This is a genomic window from Paenibacillus sp. FSL M7-1046, from assembly GCF_038007405.1.
Lineage (GTDB): Bacteria > Bacillota > Bacilli > Paenibacillales > Paenibacillaceae > Paenibacillus_AQ.
This window is the reverse complement of record NZ_JBBOXB010000001.1, coordinates 1,021,003-1,039,483: the sequence shown is the minus strand read 5'-3', so window position 1 is coordinate 1,039,483 and position 18,481 is coordinate 1,021,003. Positions and strand designations below refer to the sequence as shown.

16 protein-coding genes are annotated in these 18,481 nt (G+C 49.8%); 14 read left to right on the top strand and 2 right to left on the bottom strand.

Going from position 1 to position 18,481, the window contains the following annotated elements:
* Positions 1 to 13: 13 nt before the first annotated feature.
* From NYE29_RS04370 to NYE29_RS04355, 4 genes are all read left to right on the top strand, one after another.
* Entirely contained in the window at positions 14 to 1,342 is a 1,329-nt protein-coding gene (locus tag NYE29_RS04370) for a UDP-glucose dehydrogenase family protein (protein ID WP_340894573.1), read from the top strand.
* Positions 1,343 to 1,559: 217 nt separating this feature from the next.
* A complete protein-coding gene (locus tag NYE29_RS04365; protein WP_340894572.1) occupies positions 1,560 to 3,833 on the top strand; it encodes a copper amine oxidase N-terminal domain-containing protein in 2,274 nt (757 codons plus the stop codon).
* Positions 3,834 to 4,088: 255 nt separating this feature from the next.
* Positions 4,089 to 5,561: a potassium/proton antiporter gene (locus tag NYE29_RS04360; RefSeq protein WP_340894570.1), complete on the top strand. Its 1,473-nt coding sequence runs from the start codon at positions 4,089 to 4,091 to the stop codon at positions 5,559 to 5,561.
* A 241-nt stretch (positions 5,562 to 5,802) separates the two neighbouring features.
* Positions 5,803 to 6,258 (top strand): Dps family protein, encoded by a 456-nt coding sequence (locus NYE29_RS04355; RefSeq protein WP_038586577.1) that lies wholly within the window; start codon positions 5,803 to 5,805, stop codon positions 6,256 to 6,258.
* A 160-nt stretch (positions 6,259 to 6,418) separates the two neighbouring features.
* On the opposite strand, the gene NYE29_RS04350 is transcribed toward NYE29_RS04355, so the two are convergent.
* Together NYE29_RS04350 and NYE29_RS04345 are read right to left on the bottom strand one after the other, a co-directional pair.
* Complete coding sequence (locus tag NYE29_RS04350; protein ID WP_038586581.1) at positions 6,419 to 7,123, bottom strand: AIM24 family protein; 705 nt, start codon at positions 7,121 to 7,123, stop codon at positions 6,419 to 6,421.
* Between the two features lie 60 nt (positions 7,124 to 7,183).
* Entirely contained in the window at positions 7,184 to 7,672 is a 489-nt protein-coding gene (locus NYE29_RS04345) for a hypothetical protein (protein WP_340894569.1), read from the bottom strand.
* A gap of 273 nt (positions 7,673 to 7,945) precedes the next feature.
* Between NYE29_RS04345 and NYE29_RS04340 the strand changes: the two genes are divergently transcribed.
* From NYE29_RS04340 to modB, 10 genes are all read left to right on the top strand, one after another.
* The gene (locus NYE29_RS04340; protein WP_340894568.1) at positions 7,946 to 8,632 is read left to right on the top strand and encodes a M50 family metallopeptidase; all 687 of its coding nucleotides are present in this window, start codon (positions 7,946 to 7,948) and stop codon (positions 8,630 to 8,632) included.
* A gap of 261 nt (positions 8,633 to 8,893) precedes the next feature.
* Positions 8,894 to 9,484, top strand: a complete 591-nt coding sequence (locus NYE29_RS04335) for a hypothetical protein (RefSeq protein ID WP_340894567.1) — start codon at positions 8,894 to 8,896, stop codon at positions 9,482 to 9,484.
* Positions 9,485 to 9,726: 242 nt separating this feature from the next.
* The gene (locus NYE29_RS04330) at positions 9,727 to 10,692 is read left to right on the top strand and encodes a helix-turn-helix transcriptional regulator (RefSeq protein ID WP_340894566.1); all 966 of its coding nucleotides are present in this window, start codon (positions 9,727 to 9,729) and stop codon (positions 10,690 to 10,692) included.
* Between the two features lie 247 nt (positions 10,693 to 10,939).
* A complete protein-coding gene (locus tag NYE29_RS04325; protein WP_340894565.1) occupies positions 10,940 to 11,929 on the top strand; it encodes an ABC transporter ATP-binding protein in 990 nt (329 codons plus the stop codon).
* On the top strand, positions 11,926 to 12,915 hold the full coding sequence (locus NYE29_RS04320; protein WP_340894564.1) for an ABC transporter ATP-binding protein: 990 nt from the start codon (positions 11,926 to 11,928) through the stop codon (positions 12,913 to 12,915). Before NYE29_RS04325 ends, NYE29_RS04320 begins: the two co-directional genes overlap by 4 nt.
* A gap of 266 nt (positions 12,916 to 13,181) precedes the next feature.
* Positions 13,182 to 14,849 (top strand): ABC transporter substrate-binding protein, encoded by a 1,668-nt coding sequence (locus NYE29_RS04315; RefSeq protein ID WP_340894562.1) that lies wholly within the window; start codon positions 13,182 to 13,184, stop codon positions 14,847 to 14,849.
* A 13-nt stretch (positions 14,850 to 14,862) separates the two neighbouring features.
* Positions 14,863 to 15,867 carry an ABC transporter permease gene (locus tag NYE29_RS04310; RefSeq protein WP_038586600.1) on the top strand — a complete coding sequence of 335 codons (1,005 nt, stop codon included), beginning with the start codon at positions 14,863 to 14,865 and terminating at the stop codon, positions 15,865 to 15,867.
* 11 nt (positions 15,868 to 15,878) lie between these two features.
* Positions 15,879 to 16,772, top strand: coding sequence for a nickel transporter permease (gene nikC / locus NYE29_RS04305; protein ID WP_038586603.1), 894 nt, complete (start codon positions 15,879 to 15,881; stop codon positions 16,770 to 16,772).
* Between the two features lie 211 nt (positions 16,773 to 16,983).
* Positions 16,984 to 17,766 carry a molybdate ABC transporter substrate-binding protein gene (modA, locus tag NYE29_RS04300; RefSeq protein ID WP_340894560.1) on the top strand — a complete coding sequence of 261 codons (783 nt, stop codon included), beginning with the start codon at positions 16,984 to 16,986 and terminating at the stop codon, positions 17,764 to 17,766.
* 31 nt (positions 17,767 to 17,797) lie between these two features.
* Positions 17,798 to 18,460 carry a molybdate ABC transporter permease subunit gene (modB, locus tag NYE29_RS04295; RefSeq protein WP_340894559.1) on the top strand — a complete coding sequence of 221 codons (663 nt, stop codon included), beginning with the start codon at positions 17,798 to 17,800 and terminating at the stop codon, positions 18,458 to 18,460.
* The last annotated feature ends 21 nt before the right edge of the window (positions 18,461 to 18,481 follow it).

Genomic DNA, 18,481 nt, shown 5'->3' with positions numbered 1-18,481 from the left:
GAGGAGCAGAGACATGAACATTACTGTGATAGGAACAGGGTATGTCGGTTTGGTGTCAGGTGTATGCTATGCAGAGCTTGGGCATCAGGTGTATTGTGTCGATAAGGATGCGGAGAAAATTGAACTGCTTCTGAGTGGCGGCATTCCGATTTATGAGCCGGGGCTTGGGGAGATGTCCTGCACAAATATGGAAGCGGGCCGGCTCCGCTTCACGACAGACCTGTCCGGTGCAGTGGCGGATGCAGAGCTGGTGATTATAGCGGTAGGAACGCCTTCGCTGCCGAGCGGTGAAGCGGATCTGCGGTTCGTCGATGCAGCCGTAAGGGAGATCGGCGCGGCCATGAACGGTTATAAAGTAGTCTGCGTGAAGAGCACCGTGCCGGTAGGCACCAATGACAGAGTCCGTGAGCTGCTGAGCGAGTTATACGAAGGGCCGTTCGATATTGCTTCGCTTCCGGAGTTCCTGCGTGAAGGAACAGCTATCCGGGATACGCTGGCTCCGGACCGCATTATCATCGGGACGGACAGCCAGCGTGCTTCCAAGCTGCTGAGCGGACTGCATGAGCCGCTGAACACCAGAATATTGATCACAGACATCCGCAGTGCGGAGATGATTAAATACGCCTCCAATGCTTTTCTGGCTACCAAAATTTCATTTATCAACGAGATCGCCAACATTTGCGAGAAGGTAAAGGCCGATGTCACGGAGGTAGCCAAGGGAATGGGACTGGATACACGAATCGGGCCCTCGTTTCTGGGAGCGGGTATTGGCTATGGCGGCTCCTGCTTCCCCAAGGATACAACGGCGCTGATCCAAATCGCAGGCAATGTGCATTATGATTTCAAGCTGCTGAAATCAGTAGTGGAAGTCAATAAAGAACAGCGCTATAGTGTCATCAGCAAGCTTCATCAGGCACTGGGCAGCCTGGAGGGCAGAACCATCGCGCTGTGGGGGCTGGCCTTCAAGCCGGAAACCGATGATGTCCGGGAGGCTCCCGCACTGGAGATCGTCGACCGGCTCATTCAGCTTGGTGCCACTCCTAAGGTATACGACCCGGTGGCCATGGATAATTTCCGGCGGCTGCGGAATCATTCCGGAATTCAGTGGTGCAGTTCGGCGCTGGAAGCTGCGAAGGACAGCGACGCGTTGTGCCTGCTGACAGAGTGGAGGCAGTTTAAAGAGATCAATCTGGCCGAGGTAAAAGCAGCCATGAGCGGCACCGTCCTCATTGATGGCAGAAACGCCTTCTCGGAGCAGCAGGTAAGCGGATTGGGCTTCGGGTATTACCCGGTAGGCCGGCCTTCGCTTCAGGAGCCGTTTGAAATTCCGGAAGTCGTGTAGCTTTGCAAGGGGCGTTCCAGCCGGATCACGAAATGAATCCCTGCCGTAAGTGTGGCGGGGATTTTTTTTGCGTTTCCATATCCCTGAATACTTGGCCTGGGAGTGGAAATTGAATTAATTTATTGTAACCAGTAAATCGAGAAACTTTTAGACCGGTTGATGCGTCAAAGGGATAGTCAAGAAAATGGAATTATTTATTATCCAGGAGGGTGAGCTTGTGAAGAAGTTATGGATTTCGATTTTAGCGGGGTTGCTGGTGTTCCCGATGCTGCTGCAGTCCCCGGCTCAGGCAGATGCACCTATCAAAATTGTGATTGACGGTGTTCCTTTACCTACTGATCAACCCCCTATATCGGTGCGTGGACGAACGCTGGTGCCGTTACGGGCCATTTTTGAAGCCTTTGATGCCACCACCACGTGGGATAAGCAGACAAAAACAGTAACAGCAACAAAAGAGGATACAACGATTGTATTGAAGCTTGGCTCCACACTTGCCACGATTAACAATAAGCCTGTTATCCTGGATGTGCCTGGTCAAAGTTTGAAGGGCAGAACGCTGGTTCCAACACGGTTCGTCAGCGAAGCTCTGGGTCAGGAAGTGGTATGGAATTCCAAAGCGAGAACTGTGTCCATAACGACTTCCGGAGGTAAAGGTGGAAGCGTAAGTCCGGCATCCAATGTAGTCCTGCAGGATGTGAGTGACAGCGGTGACGGACGTGATCTGCAGGTCAGCTTCGTCCGGGCGGCAGATGAGTCCATTGTTGATCATTACAGGGTACTGATTGTGAAAGCGGGGAACACATTAAACTTGTCATCCGCCCAACAGATAGCACCGTCCAATTATTCTACGGTATTGTCTATCGGAGCTAATCCTGCGTTTAAACTGAACGCTGGGTCGAGGGATATCAGCGGTGAATTAATTAAAGTCAATCAACCGTATATTGCTTATGTTTTGGCGGTAGGCAAAGGGAATAATACCAGTGCCCTTTCGAATAGTTCTGCAACGCTTACGTTGGTGAATAATATTGTATCCGCACCAACCAATATACAAGTGAATGATGTCGGGGATAATGGCGATGGACGGGATTTGTCCGTCAGCTTCAACAAGTTGCCGGATGAATCGAAGGTCAATTCTTACCGGATATTTGTAGTCAAAGCAGCGAATTATACAAATTTCAATGTGGCGGCAGCAAACGCAGTTTCCAGCTCTAACTACACCCAAGTCAGCAAGACGGGAAATAATCTTTCTCAGGTCTTGGCTTCAGGATCCAGGGATGTCGATGGAGCCCTTATAAAGTCGGGTGTGAGCTACCGGGTGTTTGTCATGGCGGTAGATAGCAGGAATGCGTCCAATCAAGTACTGTCTCCTGCGTCATCCGCGATTACGTTGTCCACTACAGGAATCTCAAGCTTCATCGTTAGTGATGTTAATGACTATGGAGACGGCCGGGATATGAAAGTGTCCTTTGTCCATCCCACAGCCGAAGCTAATATTAACCAGTATCGGATTATGGTCGTACCTACAGCTTATTACAGCGGCTTCAGCGTATCTGAAGCGAATAATGTATCCAGCTCCAATTATACAGCGGTGAGTACATCAGGAAGCAGCACCAATCAAATCCTGACCTCATCAACCAGAGACGTACGGGGTAATTTGATCAAAAATGGAACTGGTTATCAAGTGTACGTGTTATCGGTTGGAAGCAATTCAAGTGCAAATGTGCTTTCCAGCGCATCATCAGTTATTACGCTGCTGACTGACTTCAGTATGGGAGCCGTTTCTAATCTAACAGTAAGCGACGTTAGCGACAATGGTGATGGACGGGATATGAAAGTATCCTTTACTCATGCTGTGGACGAAAGGTACATCAGCAAATATCTGATCATGGTGGTGCCAACCTCATATTACAGCAACTTCAGCGTATCCGAAGCCAATCGTATATCCAGCTCCAACTATACAGCGGTGAGCACATCAGAGATTAGCACCAGTCAAATATTAAATTCATCCTCCAGAGATGTGCGCGGCAATTGGATCAAAGAGGGAACCACTTATAAAGTATATGTATTATCTGTTGGTAGTGGGAATTATTCAGGTTCTAATGTCTTGTCCCAGGCATCCTCGGACATTACGTTGTCGTCCAAAACCCCTGTGGTTTCTGTAACCAACGTCACGTATCAAGTGAACGACAGCAGAATACTGGCCCGCTTCACCAAATCGTCCAATGAGACCAATATTTCTGAATACCGGGTATTAGTAGTTCCGGCCAAGCAGGGTTTTGGCCTGGGTGATGCCATTGGGGTGACTGCTTCCTCTTACAACTTCATCATTCCTAACGGAACGAATCCGGTAATTACAGCATCAACAATAGACGTCAACGGTAGTCCCATTATTAAAGGCAAAAAATATAAACTGTATATTCTTGCCGTGGCAAATAACAAGGGGACACAGAATGGCGGCCTTTCAGATTCAACGGAGGAGTTTGAATTATAATATTCAATGTTAAATGAGTCGTAAGCCTGACCTTTCATGGTCAGGCTTTTGTTATGTAGTTAATAGAAGAGATGTATGATGTACGGCCGTTTGAGCATTATAAATTCAGTGTGGAAGTGTAGATGACCAGAGCAGGGCACCCGGCAGTCTTTACCGCAGCTGACTCAAGAAAAGACTTTTGAGGTTAATAACGTAAATAACACAAGGAGCGGTAACGTCTGCTTGATTTCATATCAGAAGGGTGCGAAGTAAACGATGACTCATCTTGCAGATCAGATTATTATGCTGCTGGCGGTGCTGCTGCTTGTAGGAGTGCTTTCCACAAAATTCTCTACACGGTTCGGCATGCCGGCGCTCGTATTATTTATTGCGGTGGGGATGGTACTCAGCCACTTTGTCTATTTTAACAATGCATCCCTGACCCAGATTGCCGGGATTTTTGCACTGGTCGTGATCCTGTTTGAAGGCGGGATGCAGACCAGCATGAAGGATATCCGGCCGATTATGGCGCCGGCTCTATCCTTGGCCACGGTGGGTGTGCTGCTGACTACAGCCATAGTAGGCGTTTTCGCCAAATTCATACTGGGAGTGCCTTGGGCGGAAAGCCTGCTGTTCGGAGCGATTGTCGGTTCAACGGACGCAGCCGCCGTATTCTCTGTTCTGGGCGGCAAAAATATCGACAAAAGGCTGACCTCCACACTGGAGGCTGAATCTGGAAGCAATGATCCGATGGCCGTATTTCTGACCGTATCGCTGATTGAATGGATTCAGCATCCCGATACTGCCATCTGGAGCCTGCTGTTGTCTTTTGTATGGGAAATGGGGATTGGCCTGCTGCTGGGGATCATCATCGGCAAGCTGGCCGCATATCTGATCAACAGAATCAACCTGGATTCCACCGGTCTGTATCCGGTAATGGCTATAGGGTTTGCCGTACTGACCTATGGCCTCACAGCCATGGTACACGGCAGCGGACTGCTTGCCGTCTATGTGATTGGCCTGACGCTGGGGAATTCCGAACTGATGTATCACCGCACCATCATGAACTTCAATCACGGCTTTGCCTGGATGATGCAGATTGCCATGTTCATTCTGCTGGGGCTGCTGGTGTTCCCGCAGGAGCTTTCTAATATCGCTTGGGACGGGCTGCTGCTGTCTGTCATCCTAATGGTAATTGCCCGGCCGGCCGGGGTATTTATAAGCCTGCTCTTTGCCAAATTCTCTTTCCGGGAAAAAACTCTGATCTCGTGGGCTGGCCTGCGCGGCGCCGTGCCGATTGTACTAGCCACCTATCCGCTGCTGGCGGGTCTTCCGCAGGGACGGCTGTTCTTTAATGTCGTCTTCTTCGTCGTCCTTACATCGGCTGTTATTCAGGGGACGACGATTTCACCGCTTGCTTCCAGATTGAAGCTGGTCGGGCGGGAAGAAGCGGGGCAGCCTTCCCTCATGGAGCTTGTGGCCCTTGGCAAGACGGACTCGGAATTCAATCATATCGGAATACAGCCCTCTATGCCGATTGCCGGGATGCAGATTGCAGAGCTGGGGCTTCCTGATGATATTCTCTTCACGGCGATCATACGGGATAAGAATATCGTCACTCCGCATGGCAATACCGTCATTCAGGCAGGAGATACAGTCTACGTGCTTAGTCCGAAGTCCAAACGCGACGAGATGCGGGCGATCTTCCGGAGCGGAAAAGGCAAGGCGGCGCAAGCGGAAACTACCTAGGTTTAGGCTATTGTAGTTGATGTAATCTTTTGTGCCGCAGCGAGGTGATTTGTGTCAATATAGGTGCTTTTGCTCCAATGTGATACAAATAATAGGAGTATAACAGAAAGTTATGCTAGAATTTGCAGCAACAAAATCGTCGTAATCGTTGCAAAAAGCATAACTTCATGTTATATTGTATATAGATTTAGAACAAGTCTAAATACAATAACATATATACAAACCATAGGAGGCTATTAGAATGAGTACACAAGTAAAGAGCCAGACTGAACTGCATGCTGCTTTAAATCGCCAAACCGCGAACTGGACCCTGCTCGGAGTGAAACTGCATCATTACCACTGGTATGTGAGCGGATCGCAATTCTTCACACTGCATGCCAAATTCGAAGAACTGTACAATGAAGCTGCAGGTTATGTGGATGAGCTGGCTGAACGCCTGCTTGCTATCGGCGGACAACCGGCCTCTACTATGACCCAATATCTGGCCCTCTCTGAGCTCAAGGAAGCTGTCGGCGGCGAAAGCGCCAAAGAAATGGTTACCCAACTCGTAAAAGATTTTGCCCTTGTTGCAGAAGAGCTGAAGCATTCCATCGCGGCAGCAGAAGAGCTGAGCGATCAACCGACTGCCGACCTGCTGATTGGTATCAGAAGCAGTGTTGAGAAGAGCGCCTGGATGCTGAATGCTTACCTGGCATAAGACCAAGTGACCAAGTAGAAGCAATCAGGAACAACCCGTGATTCCCGGTATAGAAGCTGTGGCCGGGTTTATGGGTTGTGTGCATTGTCTGTAAATTAAAGAGTGCCCTTGCGTGATACGCACGGGCACTCTTTTTGTTAATCAAGATTTATATTTATCCCTACTTGATAAACACTCCGCCGAATGGCAGCGCCTCACGGAGAAACCGTTTGATAATCCCGTCCTCATTATTGTCGCGTTCAAAGCGCCGGCTCTGGCGACCGGCTTGGAACAGTACGGGTCCGTGGCCTGTCATCTTCCAATGATAGCTCATATGCTGGCTGGCCAGATGATTGCCGTAGACGGTCAGCTCAAGCTTGGCATTCTCGGGGTAGGCAATGACGCTTCCGGCATCCACATACAGCGGGTCGAAGGGATGCAGCTCGGCTTCGCATACCGTTCCCTCAGTTAAGATGCCGATGCTGCCCCTGCCGGAGAACTTCACCTTGATGACATCGCGTGTCACGAGCATATTCTTCATGCTGAGCACCCGGGTCTGCATCGTAACCCCTTTACTATAGAAGAAGAGATGCCTGAAATCATAGAGCAGATCACTTTTTCCGTCGAGCTGCAGCGTTTTGATCCGATAGCCTGGAGGGAGTGCGGCAACGAACCGGCAGGGCCCGGAGAGATCCGAGCGGATCAGCTTGCGCTTGCGGTACATGCCCTTGACATCCATCAGCCGGTCCGCCCGGCCTGAAGAGGGACCTTGATAAGCAATAATCTGCTGCGGGTGCAGCACATGAACCTCTTCGTTCTCTCCAACAGTAAAGGCAACGGCTTGTCCGCTGCCGCTGTCGCCTTCATCCTGGACATCAACGTTCATAGCTTACACTTCCTTGTTCCTGTGACTTCTTGTTTCTGTGGGTAGCGCTCTCCTTGCGGACTACCGCAGCCGGTCGCTTCTTCTGGACCGGTAGCGCATCGCGAAGCGAAGCAGCCGGGTGAGCAGGAAATAACCGAATATAAGGGCAACCCCGGTAATGACCGTAACTTTAATCCGGTTATAGTAGTTTTCCCGGGCCGTACGGTCGTTTTTCAATTCATCTACCACCAGGCTTAATTGGCGGTTCTGCTCCTGAAGAGCCTCGTTCTGGGTACGGTACGTCTCCATCTCCTGCAGCGTCTGTCCCAAGGCTTGGGTTGTTTCGCCCAGATCATTTTTGGTCTGCTGGAGCTCATCCACCGTTTGCTGGTAGCTTTCCTGCAATTGATTAACTTCACCGGGCAATTCCGAGAAATTCTGCAATCCTTTATATATATCGCTGAAGTAATTGGCCTGAGCCGCAGGAGCCGGCAGGGCTGCCGTTATCCCAAACAGCAGCAGGGCCGAACTTAACAGCTTGATCAATTTGCTCATTACATGTTTTTTCATTACATATCACCACCTGGTATAGGCTAATATTACTTTTATTTTAACATAGCCGGACAACTTCCGGGTACCTTACAGGGGAAGCTTGGCATCATTTGGCGGATAAAGCACATTTTTGTCCCGAGTTATGGATATAAAGGGACTTAAGCTTTTTTTACCCTGGGGCTTGCGGCAATAACCATAAAAGTAATACAGCATTTAAGACACTCAGGTTTCAGTTTTGCTACCACAGGTGTACAAATTATCGTATACTTTGAACGGAAAGGGGCTGATGTGATGAATAAATGGCTCAAGACGCTATTGTTTCTGGCAGGTTCTGCCTGTTTGACACGGTTAATCCCGTTCTCTTCCTTGTTCCGCAATCTGGATACGATGGTTCACGAGTTCGGCCATGCGCTCATGACCCTGCTGCTCTCGGGAAGTGTGCTGCGCATTGAGCTGTACGCCGATCACAGCGGGGTCACCTATTCGGCCATTGGTGCGGGAGCACAAGCGATACTGGTATCGCTGGCCGGATATCCGCTGGCTTCGTTATTCTCTTTGCTGCTGTTCTATTTATATAGAAGAAACCGGCTGCAATGGGGGCTGATGCTATCGACCGCCATAGCACTCATAATGCTGATTTTATATGTGCGGGGCGGATTCGGCATGATGTGGCTGGCCGGGTTTATTGCGCTGAATCTGGCAATGATGTTTCTCTGGCCTAAGATCAGCAAATATTATTACTTGTTTCTGGCGTTTCTCACACTTGAGGAATCCGTAATGGGTACACTTTTTCTGGTGTCGTCTGCGGCATTTACACCCTCCCGTGCAGGGGATGCGGCCAATCTGGCGAGGTTGACTCCTTTGCCGGCCATCTTTTGGGCAGTGCTGTTTCTTCTATTCTCATTGCTATGCGCCAAAGGGGCACTGGGTTTCTTGTTCAAGGAAGAGCGCCGGAACGGCAAGCTGGGGAATAGGTGAAATTACACAAATTTTTCGTCATCTTTAGACAAAAGAACGATCTTTCGCAAAGAGGCAATCCACTTTTTAGTGGAGTGGCTCTTTTTTTGTCGATATTCTAGGTCCGAACATATATTCCATGACAAGGAGTTGTCCGCCATTATTGGTACATTAATAGAAGATCCAAAAAAAGAAAGAGGTGGAAATATGCAAGCAAGTATCCAGCCCATATTTACATGGAGTCAAAACCGGATTTTTGCAGGAGCTGCTCGAGATGTAGTTTTGCTAGTCGAGTGGGAAGGCATGGTCCAAGGTGTGGAAACCCGCAAGAAAAGCCGCAAAGTCGTTGCCCGTGAAATTGAACTGAGAGTATGGCTTGAAGCGCATGTAAGTCTGAAGGCATGTTATGGATGTGTAGTGGAGGCAGGGGAAGGCAGATCGCTGCTGCTTAAGCTTGGTAAAATACATGCGGGAGGGAGGAAATATATAGCGCTGGAATTCACTATGGCGGCGATGCCAGCCGGAAACCATGAAGCACTCTGGCTGCAGTGGCAATATAAACAACCCCCGGTGGAACGCATCCGCGAGCTGCCCTTGCATAAGCTAAGCCTAGAGTATACCCACCATACCGATGTGCTCGGCACGGTCAGCTGCTTTCATGTAGCCAAGCATTTGGAGCTGCTCAAGACAGCGATGGTGATGGAAGAAGCAGTGGCCTTAAGTTCTAAGACATCCGACCCAGCTTCCTATGATAAGTTGCGCAGACAGGCGGATGATCTGCTGCTGCTGGCAACCCAATCTGGAGACATGCAGCTGGTTAAAGAGGCGGAGGCTGTGTACAAGCAGTTGGAGGTGGGGATTCAGGTCTGGTGACTCTAGGAATACACAGTTTAAGATCCATCAACCGGTAACTAGGGCACATACATAACTGCACTATTTCGCTGAGTGCAAACCAGAATAGCTGACAGATAGAGCGATATATTAATGTGGTAATATAGTAAAATAGTTCTATTATATTTTTGTAACGAGGTTATTACATCCCTGTTTTTAGATATATATAACTAATTTATTTAAAATAATGGGTCTATTTTACCATAAATCAAGGGGAACTGAAAATGACAGACCGATTAATCCGGCTGATGCGCATCATTACGCTAGTTCAGGCCAAACCCGGAATTTTAGCCCGTGAGCTGGCGGAACGCTGCGGCAACAGTGAGAGAACGATATACCGGGATATGGATGCGCTAAGTGCCATGCATATCCCTATTACCCACCTGGGGCACGGGAAGGGATATGCTTTTATCGGGAACTTTGCACTCTATCCTTTAGATTTGTCGGAAGAAGAATCGGCCGCATTTTCACAGCTCCGCGGCATTATGAATGACATTAAGCCACTGCTACCTGCGCATTTTGAAGACGCCTATGAAAAAATCATGGCTGCGGAATATAAGCAGAAGGCGGAAAGGGAAGAGAAGATGGAAAGCGTAAAAAAAGAAGCCGGGCAGCATTGGACAGAGAGGGGGACTTCACAGGGGGAGCCTTCGCCTTTTCTGACGGAAATTCTGCTGGCTATAATGAAACAGCGAAGCTTTCAGGCAGATTACAGTGAAAATGCCTATGAAGAGAAGGAGATGCAGATCGATCCGTACTGTCTGGTTCCGCTGGAGAACCGCTATCATTTAATCGGTTTCTGCCATCGCTTTGGCATGATCCGGGCTTTTCACATCAACGGGTTTTCGAGTGTCAGGCCGTTGAACCGTTTTTTTTCCAAGGAGCAATTTGATTTGCAGTCTTTTATGAAGCAGAAGTGGCATTTGGACCAAGACAGTCTGGAGATCGAATTCAAGGTGAAATTTTCGGAACGGATGATGGATTGGATCAAATATGAGGAGTTGTTTGTAAAGCCGAGCAAGGTGGACCGCCAGAGCCGCTTTCTCCACTTTAAGGTAGCTGTTGAACAGGATATTGGATTTGTTCGTTGGATCATGAAATTCGAAGAGGAAGCGGAGATTGTGGAGCCGTTTTACTATAGGGATATGATGAGGGTTCAACTGGAAAGGTGGCTATTGGTCTATAAATAGAGCAGGATCTTTTTGTTTTGTCATTAATTATACCCTTAAACCCTATGAGGTTAGTTAATCTTGTAAATTTTCCTTGTCTACCATGGTTTTATATAGTAAAGTTATACAATAAATAACAACTATGTCGATTTAATACTAAAAACTAACTTATTATGTAAGATATTCGCGGTTGAATCTCTCTTTTAGAGAGATTTTCTTGTCTGTCATTTGACCTTTGTTCAATTTTTAATAGAAGAGAGGGTTCATTTTGATCCAGCCAATTTTGAGAATTGAGGATTTGCATACTCATTTTTTTACGGATCGTGGAGAGGTTCCTGCTGTGGACGGCATCGATTTGTATATTGATCCGGGCGAGGTTCTTGGAGTGGTTGGTGAATCGGGCTGCGGCAAGAGCGTCACTTCATTGTCCATCCTGAAGCTGGTTCCGAATCCTCCCGGCCGGATTGTAGGCGGCCGCATTCTATTAAAAGGGCAGGATCTTGTGCCGCTTAGGGAAAAAGAAATGCGAAAGATCCGCGGAGACTCGGTATCGATGATCTTCCAGGAGCCAATGACTTCGCTTAACCCGCTGTTTACGGTAGGTCAGCAGATTATCGAAACTGTGCGGCTTCACCGCGGCTTATCGAAAAGAGAAGCACGGGAGCATGCGGTCGAGATGCTCCGCAAAGTAGGAATACCGCGGCCGGAAGCGATCATTGATGAGTATCCTCACCAGTTGTCGGGCGGCATGCGCCAGCGGGTGATGATCGCGATGTCGATCTCCTGCAGTCCGGAGCTGCTCATTGCCGATGAACCCACAACCGCGCTGGATGTAACGATTCAGGCGCAGATTCTGGATTTGATCCGGCGGTTGAATGAAGAACAAGGCACTGCGGTCATGCTGATTACCCATGATCTTGGAGTTGTGGCGGAGATGTGCCACCGGGTTGCTGTTATGTATGCCGGCAAGATCGTAGAGGAAGGCTGTGTGCGCGATATTTTTAAGAATCCGCTCCATCCCTACACGAGGGGGCTTATACAGTCTGTGCCAAGAATGAACGAGGTCCGGGAACGGCTGTATTCCATTCCCGGCAATGTGCCGATTCTCAGTAAAGATATGCAGGGCTGCCGGTTTGCACCCCGCTGTCCGGATATGATGGACATCTGCCGCGAGTCGCTTCCTGAGCTGTCACTGCAGGAAGACCGGCACAGCTGCAGATGCTGGCTGCATGACAGCCAACAGGAGGATGCTGTATGAGCGAGAACCTGCTCGAGGTTATTGGCCTCAAGAAGTATTATCCGATTCATAAAGGTTTCTTCAACAAGCTGCAAGGGGCTGTCAAAGCGGTGGACGATATTTCCTTCTCCGTATACAAAGGCGAGACCTTTGGACTGGTGGGGGAAAGCGGCTGCGGCAAATCGACAACCGGGCGTTCGCTGCTGCGGCTGATCGAGCCTACAGCAGGGGAGGTCTGGTTCGAAGGCCAGGATATCACCAGGCTCACTCTGGAAGAAATGCGCAAGCGCCGGAGGGAGATGCAGATTGTCTTTCAGGACCCGTTCTCTTCCCTTGACCCGCGGAATACGGTGCAGCGTATTCTGGAAGAGCCAATGATTGTACATGGTGTCGGCGATGCCAGGCAGCGGAGGGATACTGTCGAGCGGCTGGCTGATGTGGTCGGCTTGGCGAAGGCACATCTCCAGCGTTACCCGCATCAGTTCTCCGGCGGACAACGGCAGCGGATTGGAATCGCCCGGGCGCTTGCCCTGCAGCCGAAGCTGATTATAGCGGATGAGCCTGTGTCCGCACTGGATGTATCCATCCAGTCTCAGGTCATTAATCTGATGCAGGATTTACAGAAGGAATTTGGACTTACCTACATATTTATAGCCCATGATCTCAGTGTGGTGAAGCATATCTGTGACCGTGTCGCCGTAATGTACCTGGGACGGATTGTAGAGATTACCGATAAGTACAAGCTTTATGCCGAACCGCAGCACCCGTATACACAGGCGCTGCTGTCGGCTGTTCCCGAACCCGATCCCGATATCCGCAAGAAACGGATTATTCTGCAGGGTGAAGTGCCGAGTCCGGCCAATGCGCCTGTCGGTTGTGCCTTTAATACCCGTTGTCCCCGGGTGATGGACGTATGCCGCAATGTAAGACCACCGTTGATCGAGACCGGGCCAGGGCATCTAACCGCATGCCATTTATATGATGCTGCTGACACCCGGCTGGCTTAACAAGACTTGACGACATCTTAGAAAGACTCCGGCAGGAGTTATCCTAAAATATAAGAAATTATATGTTTCACATGATAACTTATCCTTCTATTTTCTCGCTGAAACGGTACCGTCCTTAAAAAGGACGGCAAAGCCGTTTCCACTTGGTATTCAGAGCGAGCAACCATTCATGAATGCAATTAGTGGACTTGGTATATGGCAGCGCTTTGGCGCAGCTCCATATAGACGCTTTAATACTTTTAATGAAGGAAGGGAGTTTTCTAGAGATGAAGAAATGGAGTAGTCTTGCACTGGCAGTGACGCTGGGGGCGGTATTAACGTTAAGCGGCTGCGGAGGCAACAATAATGCAAGCACAGAATCAACTGCGGGGGGCAATACAGCGGCAACTGCCGCACCGGAAAGCTCTCCTGATTCTGCGGCAACGTCACAGGATACACTGATATTGGGGCGCGGCGGTGACTCGGCTTCGCTGGACCCGGCAATCGTAACCGATGGTGAATCATTGAAGATTGCCCATCAGGTATTTGACTCTCTGCTGGAATACAAACCGGGGACCTCTGAGGTGCAGGCTTCACTTGCAGACAGCTGGGAAGTCTCAGCCGACGGCTTAATCTACAACTTCAAGCTGCATCCGGGTGTGAAGTTCCATGATGGATCAGACTTTGATGCCGAGGCTGTCGTGTTTAACTTCACGCGCTGGAGTGATCCGGCAAGTGAATACAAATTCGAAGGCGATTCCTTTGACTACTATGACTCCATGTTCGGTCCGGACGGAAGCCGTGTCATTAAAGAGGTGAAGGCTGTTGATGCCACAACCGTGCAATTTGTGCTTAATCAGCCGCAGGCCCCTTTCCTGCAGAATATCGCCATGACCTCCTTCGGGATTGCCAGCCCTACAGCCATTAAGGAGAAGAAGGAAAACTTCAAGAATGAGCCGGTAGGCACAGGTCCGTTTGTGTTCACCGAATGGAAGCACAATGATTCCATTACGCTGGACAAGAATCCGGGCTACTGGAAAGAAGGGCTTCCTAAGCTGAACAAAGTTATCGTCCGCTCCATTCCGGATAACTCTGCGCGCTTCACTGCTCTGCAGAATGGTGAAATCGACCTGATGGAAGACCTTAGCCCTGATGATCTGTCCACACTGGAAGGCAACACCGGGCTGCAGAAGATTGAACGCCCGCCGTTTAATGTCTCGTACCTCGGCTTCAACTTCAATAAGAAACCTTTTGACAACGTGAAGGTAAGACAAGCGCTGAACCATGCGGTGAATAAGCAGGCCATTATCGAAGCGTTCTTCTCAGGCCAGGCAACGGCGGCCGTTAACCCGATGCCGCCATCACTATGGGGCTATAACGATGCCGTGAATGATTATGAATATGATCTGGAGAAAGCAAAAGCGCTGCTGGCTGAGGCCGGATATCCTGAGGGTCTGCCGGATCCGGTAACCTTGTATGCTATGCCGGTCTCCCGTCCTTATATGCCTGACGGCAAGAAGGTAGCCGAGGCGATTCAAGCCGATTGGGAAAAAATTGGCGTGAAGACGGTAATCGAGTCCCCTGAATGGGCTACTTACCTTGACGACACAAAAGTCGGAGAAAAAGATGACATCTACATGCTCGGCTGGACCGGTGATAACGGTGACCCGGATAACTTCCTGTATACGCTCCTTGATAAAGATGCAATTCCGGGCAACAACCGTTCCTTCTATATTAATGAAGAATTGCATACGGTTCTGATCAATGCACAGAAGGAAACGGACCAAGCCAAACGCTCCGACCTATACAAGCAGGCTCAGAAAATCATCAAAGCAGATGCGCCTTGGATTCCGCTTGTGCACACGACTCCACTGCTGGCTGCCAAAGCCAACCTCAAGGGTTTTGTTCCTGGTCCGACAGGTACGGAATATTACAGCACAATCTACTTCGAATAGTAGGTGAGCTGATTTGAACTCCTACCTATTAAAACGTGTAATGGTTTTAATCCCGGTGCTGATTGGGATGACAATCATTGTTTTCTCAATTATCCATGCGATTCCGGGAGATCCGGCAGAGACGATTCTTGGACAAAAGGCAACAGAGCAGTCCAAGCAGGCGCTGCGGGAACAGTTGGGTCTCGACAAGCCGTGGCTGCAGCAGTATTTCAATTATATGGGCGATTTGCTGCAAGGTGATTTGGGCACCTCGATCCGTACCAAAACGCCAATCGCCAAAGAGATTATGCCTTATCTGGCCGCTACCCTGGAACTTACGGCGGCGAGTATGCTGTTCGCCACTGTTGTGGGAGTCAATGCCGGTATTCTAAGCGCCTGGCGGCAAAATTCATGGTTTGATTATACCGCAATGATTATAGCGCTCATTGGTGTGTCCATGCCGATTTTCTGGCTTGGTCTGATGGAGCAGCTGTTATTCTCGCTGAAATTACACTGGCTGCCCTCCATAGGCAGGATGGACCAGCGCAATCCGGTGGAGAGCATCACCAATCTCTACGTGATTGATACGATACTGGCAGGCCGCTGGGACCAGTTGTGGACGGTTGTTAAACATCTGATCCTGCCAAGCATTGCACTGGGCACGATTCCGATGGCGATTATCGCCCGGATGACCCGCTCCAGCATGCTGGAGGTAATGAATTCGGACTACATCCGTACGGCAAAAGCCAAAGGGTTATCGCAATTTCTCGTAGTATACAAGCATGCGCTAAAAAATTCGCTGATTCCTGTATTGACTGTGGTGGGGCTGCAGACAGGCGCTCTGCTCGGCGGGGCGGTGCTGACAGAGACGATCTTTGCTTGGCCGGGTGTGGGAAGATATATATTTGAGGCGATCAGCTCGCGTGACTATCCTGTGATTCAGACCGGTATTCTGATTATTGCTTTTATTTTCGTAATCATTAATCTGCTTGTGGATCTGCTCTATGCCGTCGTTGATCCACGCATCAATTACAAGTGAGGGGTGAATCTGTGGCACAGGCAACAGTTAATGTAACGCCCCCGAAGGTGCCTGCCGAAAAGGGCTCCGGACCTTGGCATGATGCGTGGAGGGCATTCCGCAAAAACAAGACGGCTATGCTCGGGCTCTGTATTATTTTGTTTTTCGTGCTGATTGCGCTGTTTGCCCCGCTTATCGCGCCGTACAGCTTCAAGGAGCAGGAGCTGGTGAACCGGCTAAAGGCACCGTCGGCTGACCATTGGTTCGGCACGGACGATCTGGGAAGAGATCTGTTTAGCCGGGTCCTGTACGGTGCCCGTATCTCGCTTTGGGTCGGGTTCTCTTCAGTGATCGGTTCTATTATTGTCGGTACGTTTCTGGGGGTTCTGGCCGGATTCTATGGCAAGTGGGTAGATATGCTGATCTCCAGAATGTTTGATATCCTCTTGGCTTTTCCGAGTATTCTGCTCGCGATTGCAATTGTGGCCATACTCGGACCCTCTTTGCGGAATGCGCTGCTTGCCATTGCGATTGTTAATATCCCGACCTATGGAAGACTCGTGCGGGCCAAGGTGCTCAGCTTGAAGTCGGAGGAATACATCACGGCGGCAAGAGCGATCGGGATGACGAATACGCGTATTCTGCTGACTCATATTCTGCCGAACAGCCTGACGCCGATCATTGTACAGGGGACGCTGGGCATCGCAACGGCCATTATCGAAGCAGCAGCCCTCGGCTTCCTTGGCCTTGGTGCGCAGCCGCCTGATCCGGAATGGGGCAAGATGCTCTCCGATTCGCGCCAGTTCATTCAGAAAGCGCCGTGGACGGTCATTTTTCCGGGGATGTCCATCATGTTGACTGTACTCGGATTCAACCTGATGGGAGACGGACTGCGCGATGTGCTTGATCCGCGGATGAAGAGTTAAAATAATGAAGTCCAGGGAGGCTCTTAGGCGTTTACACGCCTGGGGGCTTTTTTGCTATGAAGCCGATTATAAATAGAAATGCATGTTAAGGTGTAATCTGTATCAATCATAACTAAATATAAGCAAACATAACCAAACGTATAGAAAAACGAAAAAAGTTATGCTAGAATATCATCTAAATATACAAGATATATAAATGGGAGGAATGGAAATGTTCAAGAAATTAGCGTTGGTTGTCATGACTGTAATGCTTGCTGTGGGCTTGTCGGCAATACCTGAGAGACAGGCAGAGGCGGCGAAGAAGAAAACCGAAATCATTGTATCTGCCGCAGCCAGCCTGCAGGACAGTCTTGACAAGATTGCCGTTCTTTATGAGAAGCAGCATCCTGATATCGACCTCGTCTTTAACTATGGCGCTTCCGGTACATTGCAGAAGCAGATTGAACAAGGCGCTCCGGCCGATCTGTTCTTCTCAGCAGGAGATAAGCAAATGACAGCGCTGGTGGATGGCAAACTCATTTCAGACCATACGGAACTTCTAAAGAATCGGCTGGTTCTCATTGTGCCTTCGGATTCCAAAGCCAAGATTACAACAATCACACAGCTAACAGATAAATTGTTCAAGAAGGTCGCTGTCGGACAACCGGAATCGGTGCCGGCGGGCCAATATGCGCAGCAGTCATTGACCGCAAAGAATATATGGGATACGCTGCAGAGCAAACTAGTATTCGCCAAGGATGTCCGCCAGGTGTTGTCCTACGTGGAAACAGGCAATGCTGATGCCGGATTTGTGTATAAGACGGATGCCCTAACCTCCAAGAAGGTGAAGATCGCCCTTACGGTAGGGGCACAGGTGCACAAAGCAATCAATTATCCGGTCGGGATCGTTAAGGATTCCAAACATCAGGCAGAGGCCAAAGTATTCTATAACTACGTGCAAGCCAAGGCGGCGAGTGATATTTTTACCGGCTACGGCTTTCAGCTGGCCAAGTAATTCTAATCGAACTTAAGCGGGGTGAAAGCGGATGGAGATTAATTGGACTGATTTTTTCGCCCCGGTCTGGCTTTCGGTCAAAATCTCTGTAATCACGAGCATCCTCGTATTCCTTCTGGCAACCTTCGCGGCCAAAAAGATGGCGGGCCGGAGGTTCCCCGGATACAGTCTGGTCGAGACCATTCTGCTGCTGCCGCTTGTTCTGCCCCCTACCGTGGTCGGCTTTGTGCTTCTGGTCATTCTGGGACGGCGGAGCTGGATTGGCAGGCTCTATGAGCAGTTCACAGAGCATACCATCCTCTTTACCTGGGGGGCTGCCGTTATTGCTGCGGTGGTTGTGGCGTTTCCGCTGGTCTACCGGACCGTTAAGGCCGGATTTGAGGATGTGGAAAAGGATCTTGAGGATGCGGCGCGTGCGCAGGGTGCCAGTGAACTGCAGGTGCTGCGTTATGTAACGCTGCCGCTTGCCAGCCGTTCTCTGGCTGCAGGGTATGTGCTCGGCTTTGCCCGCGGGCTTGGTGAATTTGGAGCTACGATCATGGTAGCAGGCAATATTCCCGGCCGTACACAGACGGTGCCCACCGCCATATATGTGGCCGTCGACGGCGGCGACATGACGCTGGCCTGGATGTGGGTAGGCTCGATTATCGTAATCTCAGCCGTTATGCTGATGTTTGTCAATCGCCGTTCTTGAATCGAACTATGCGGATAACCT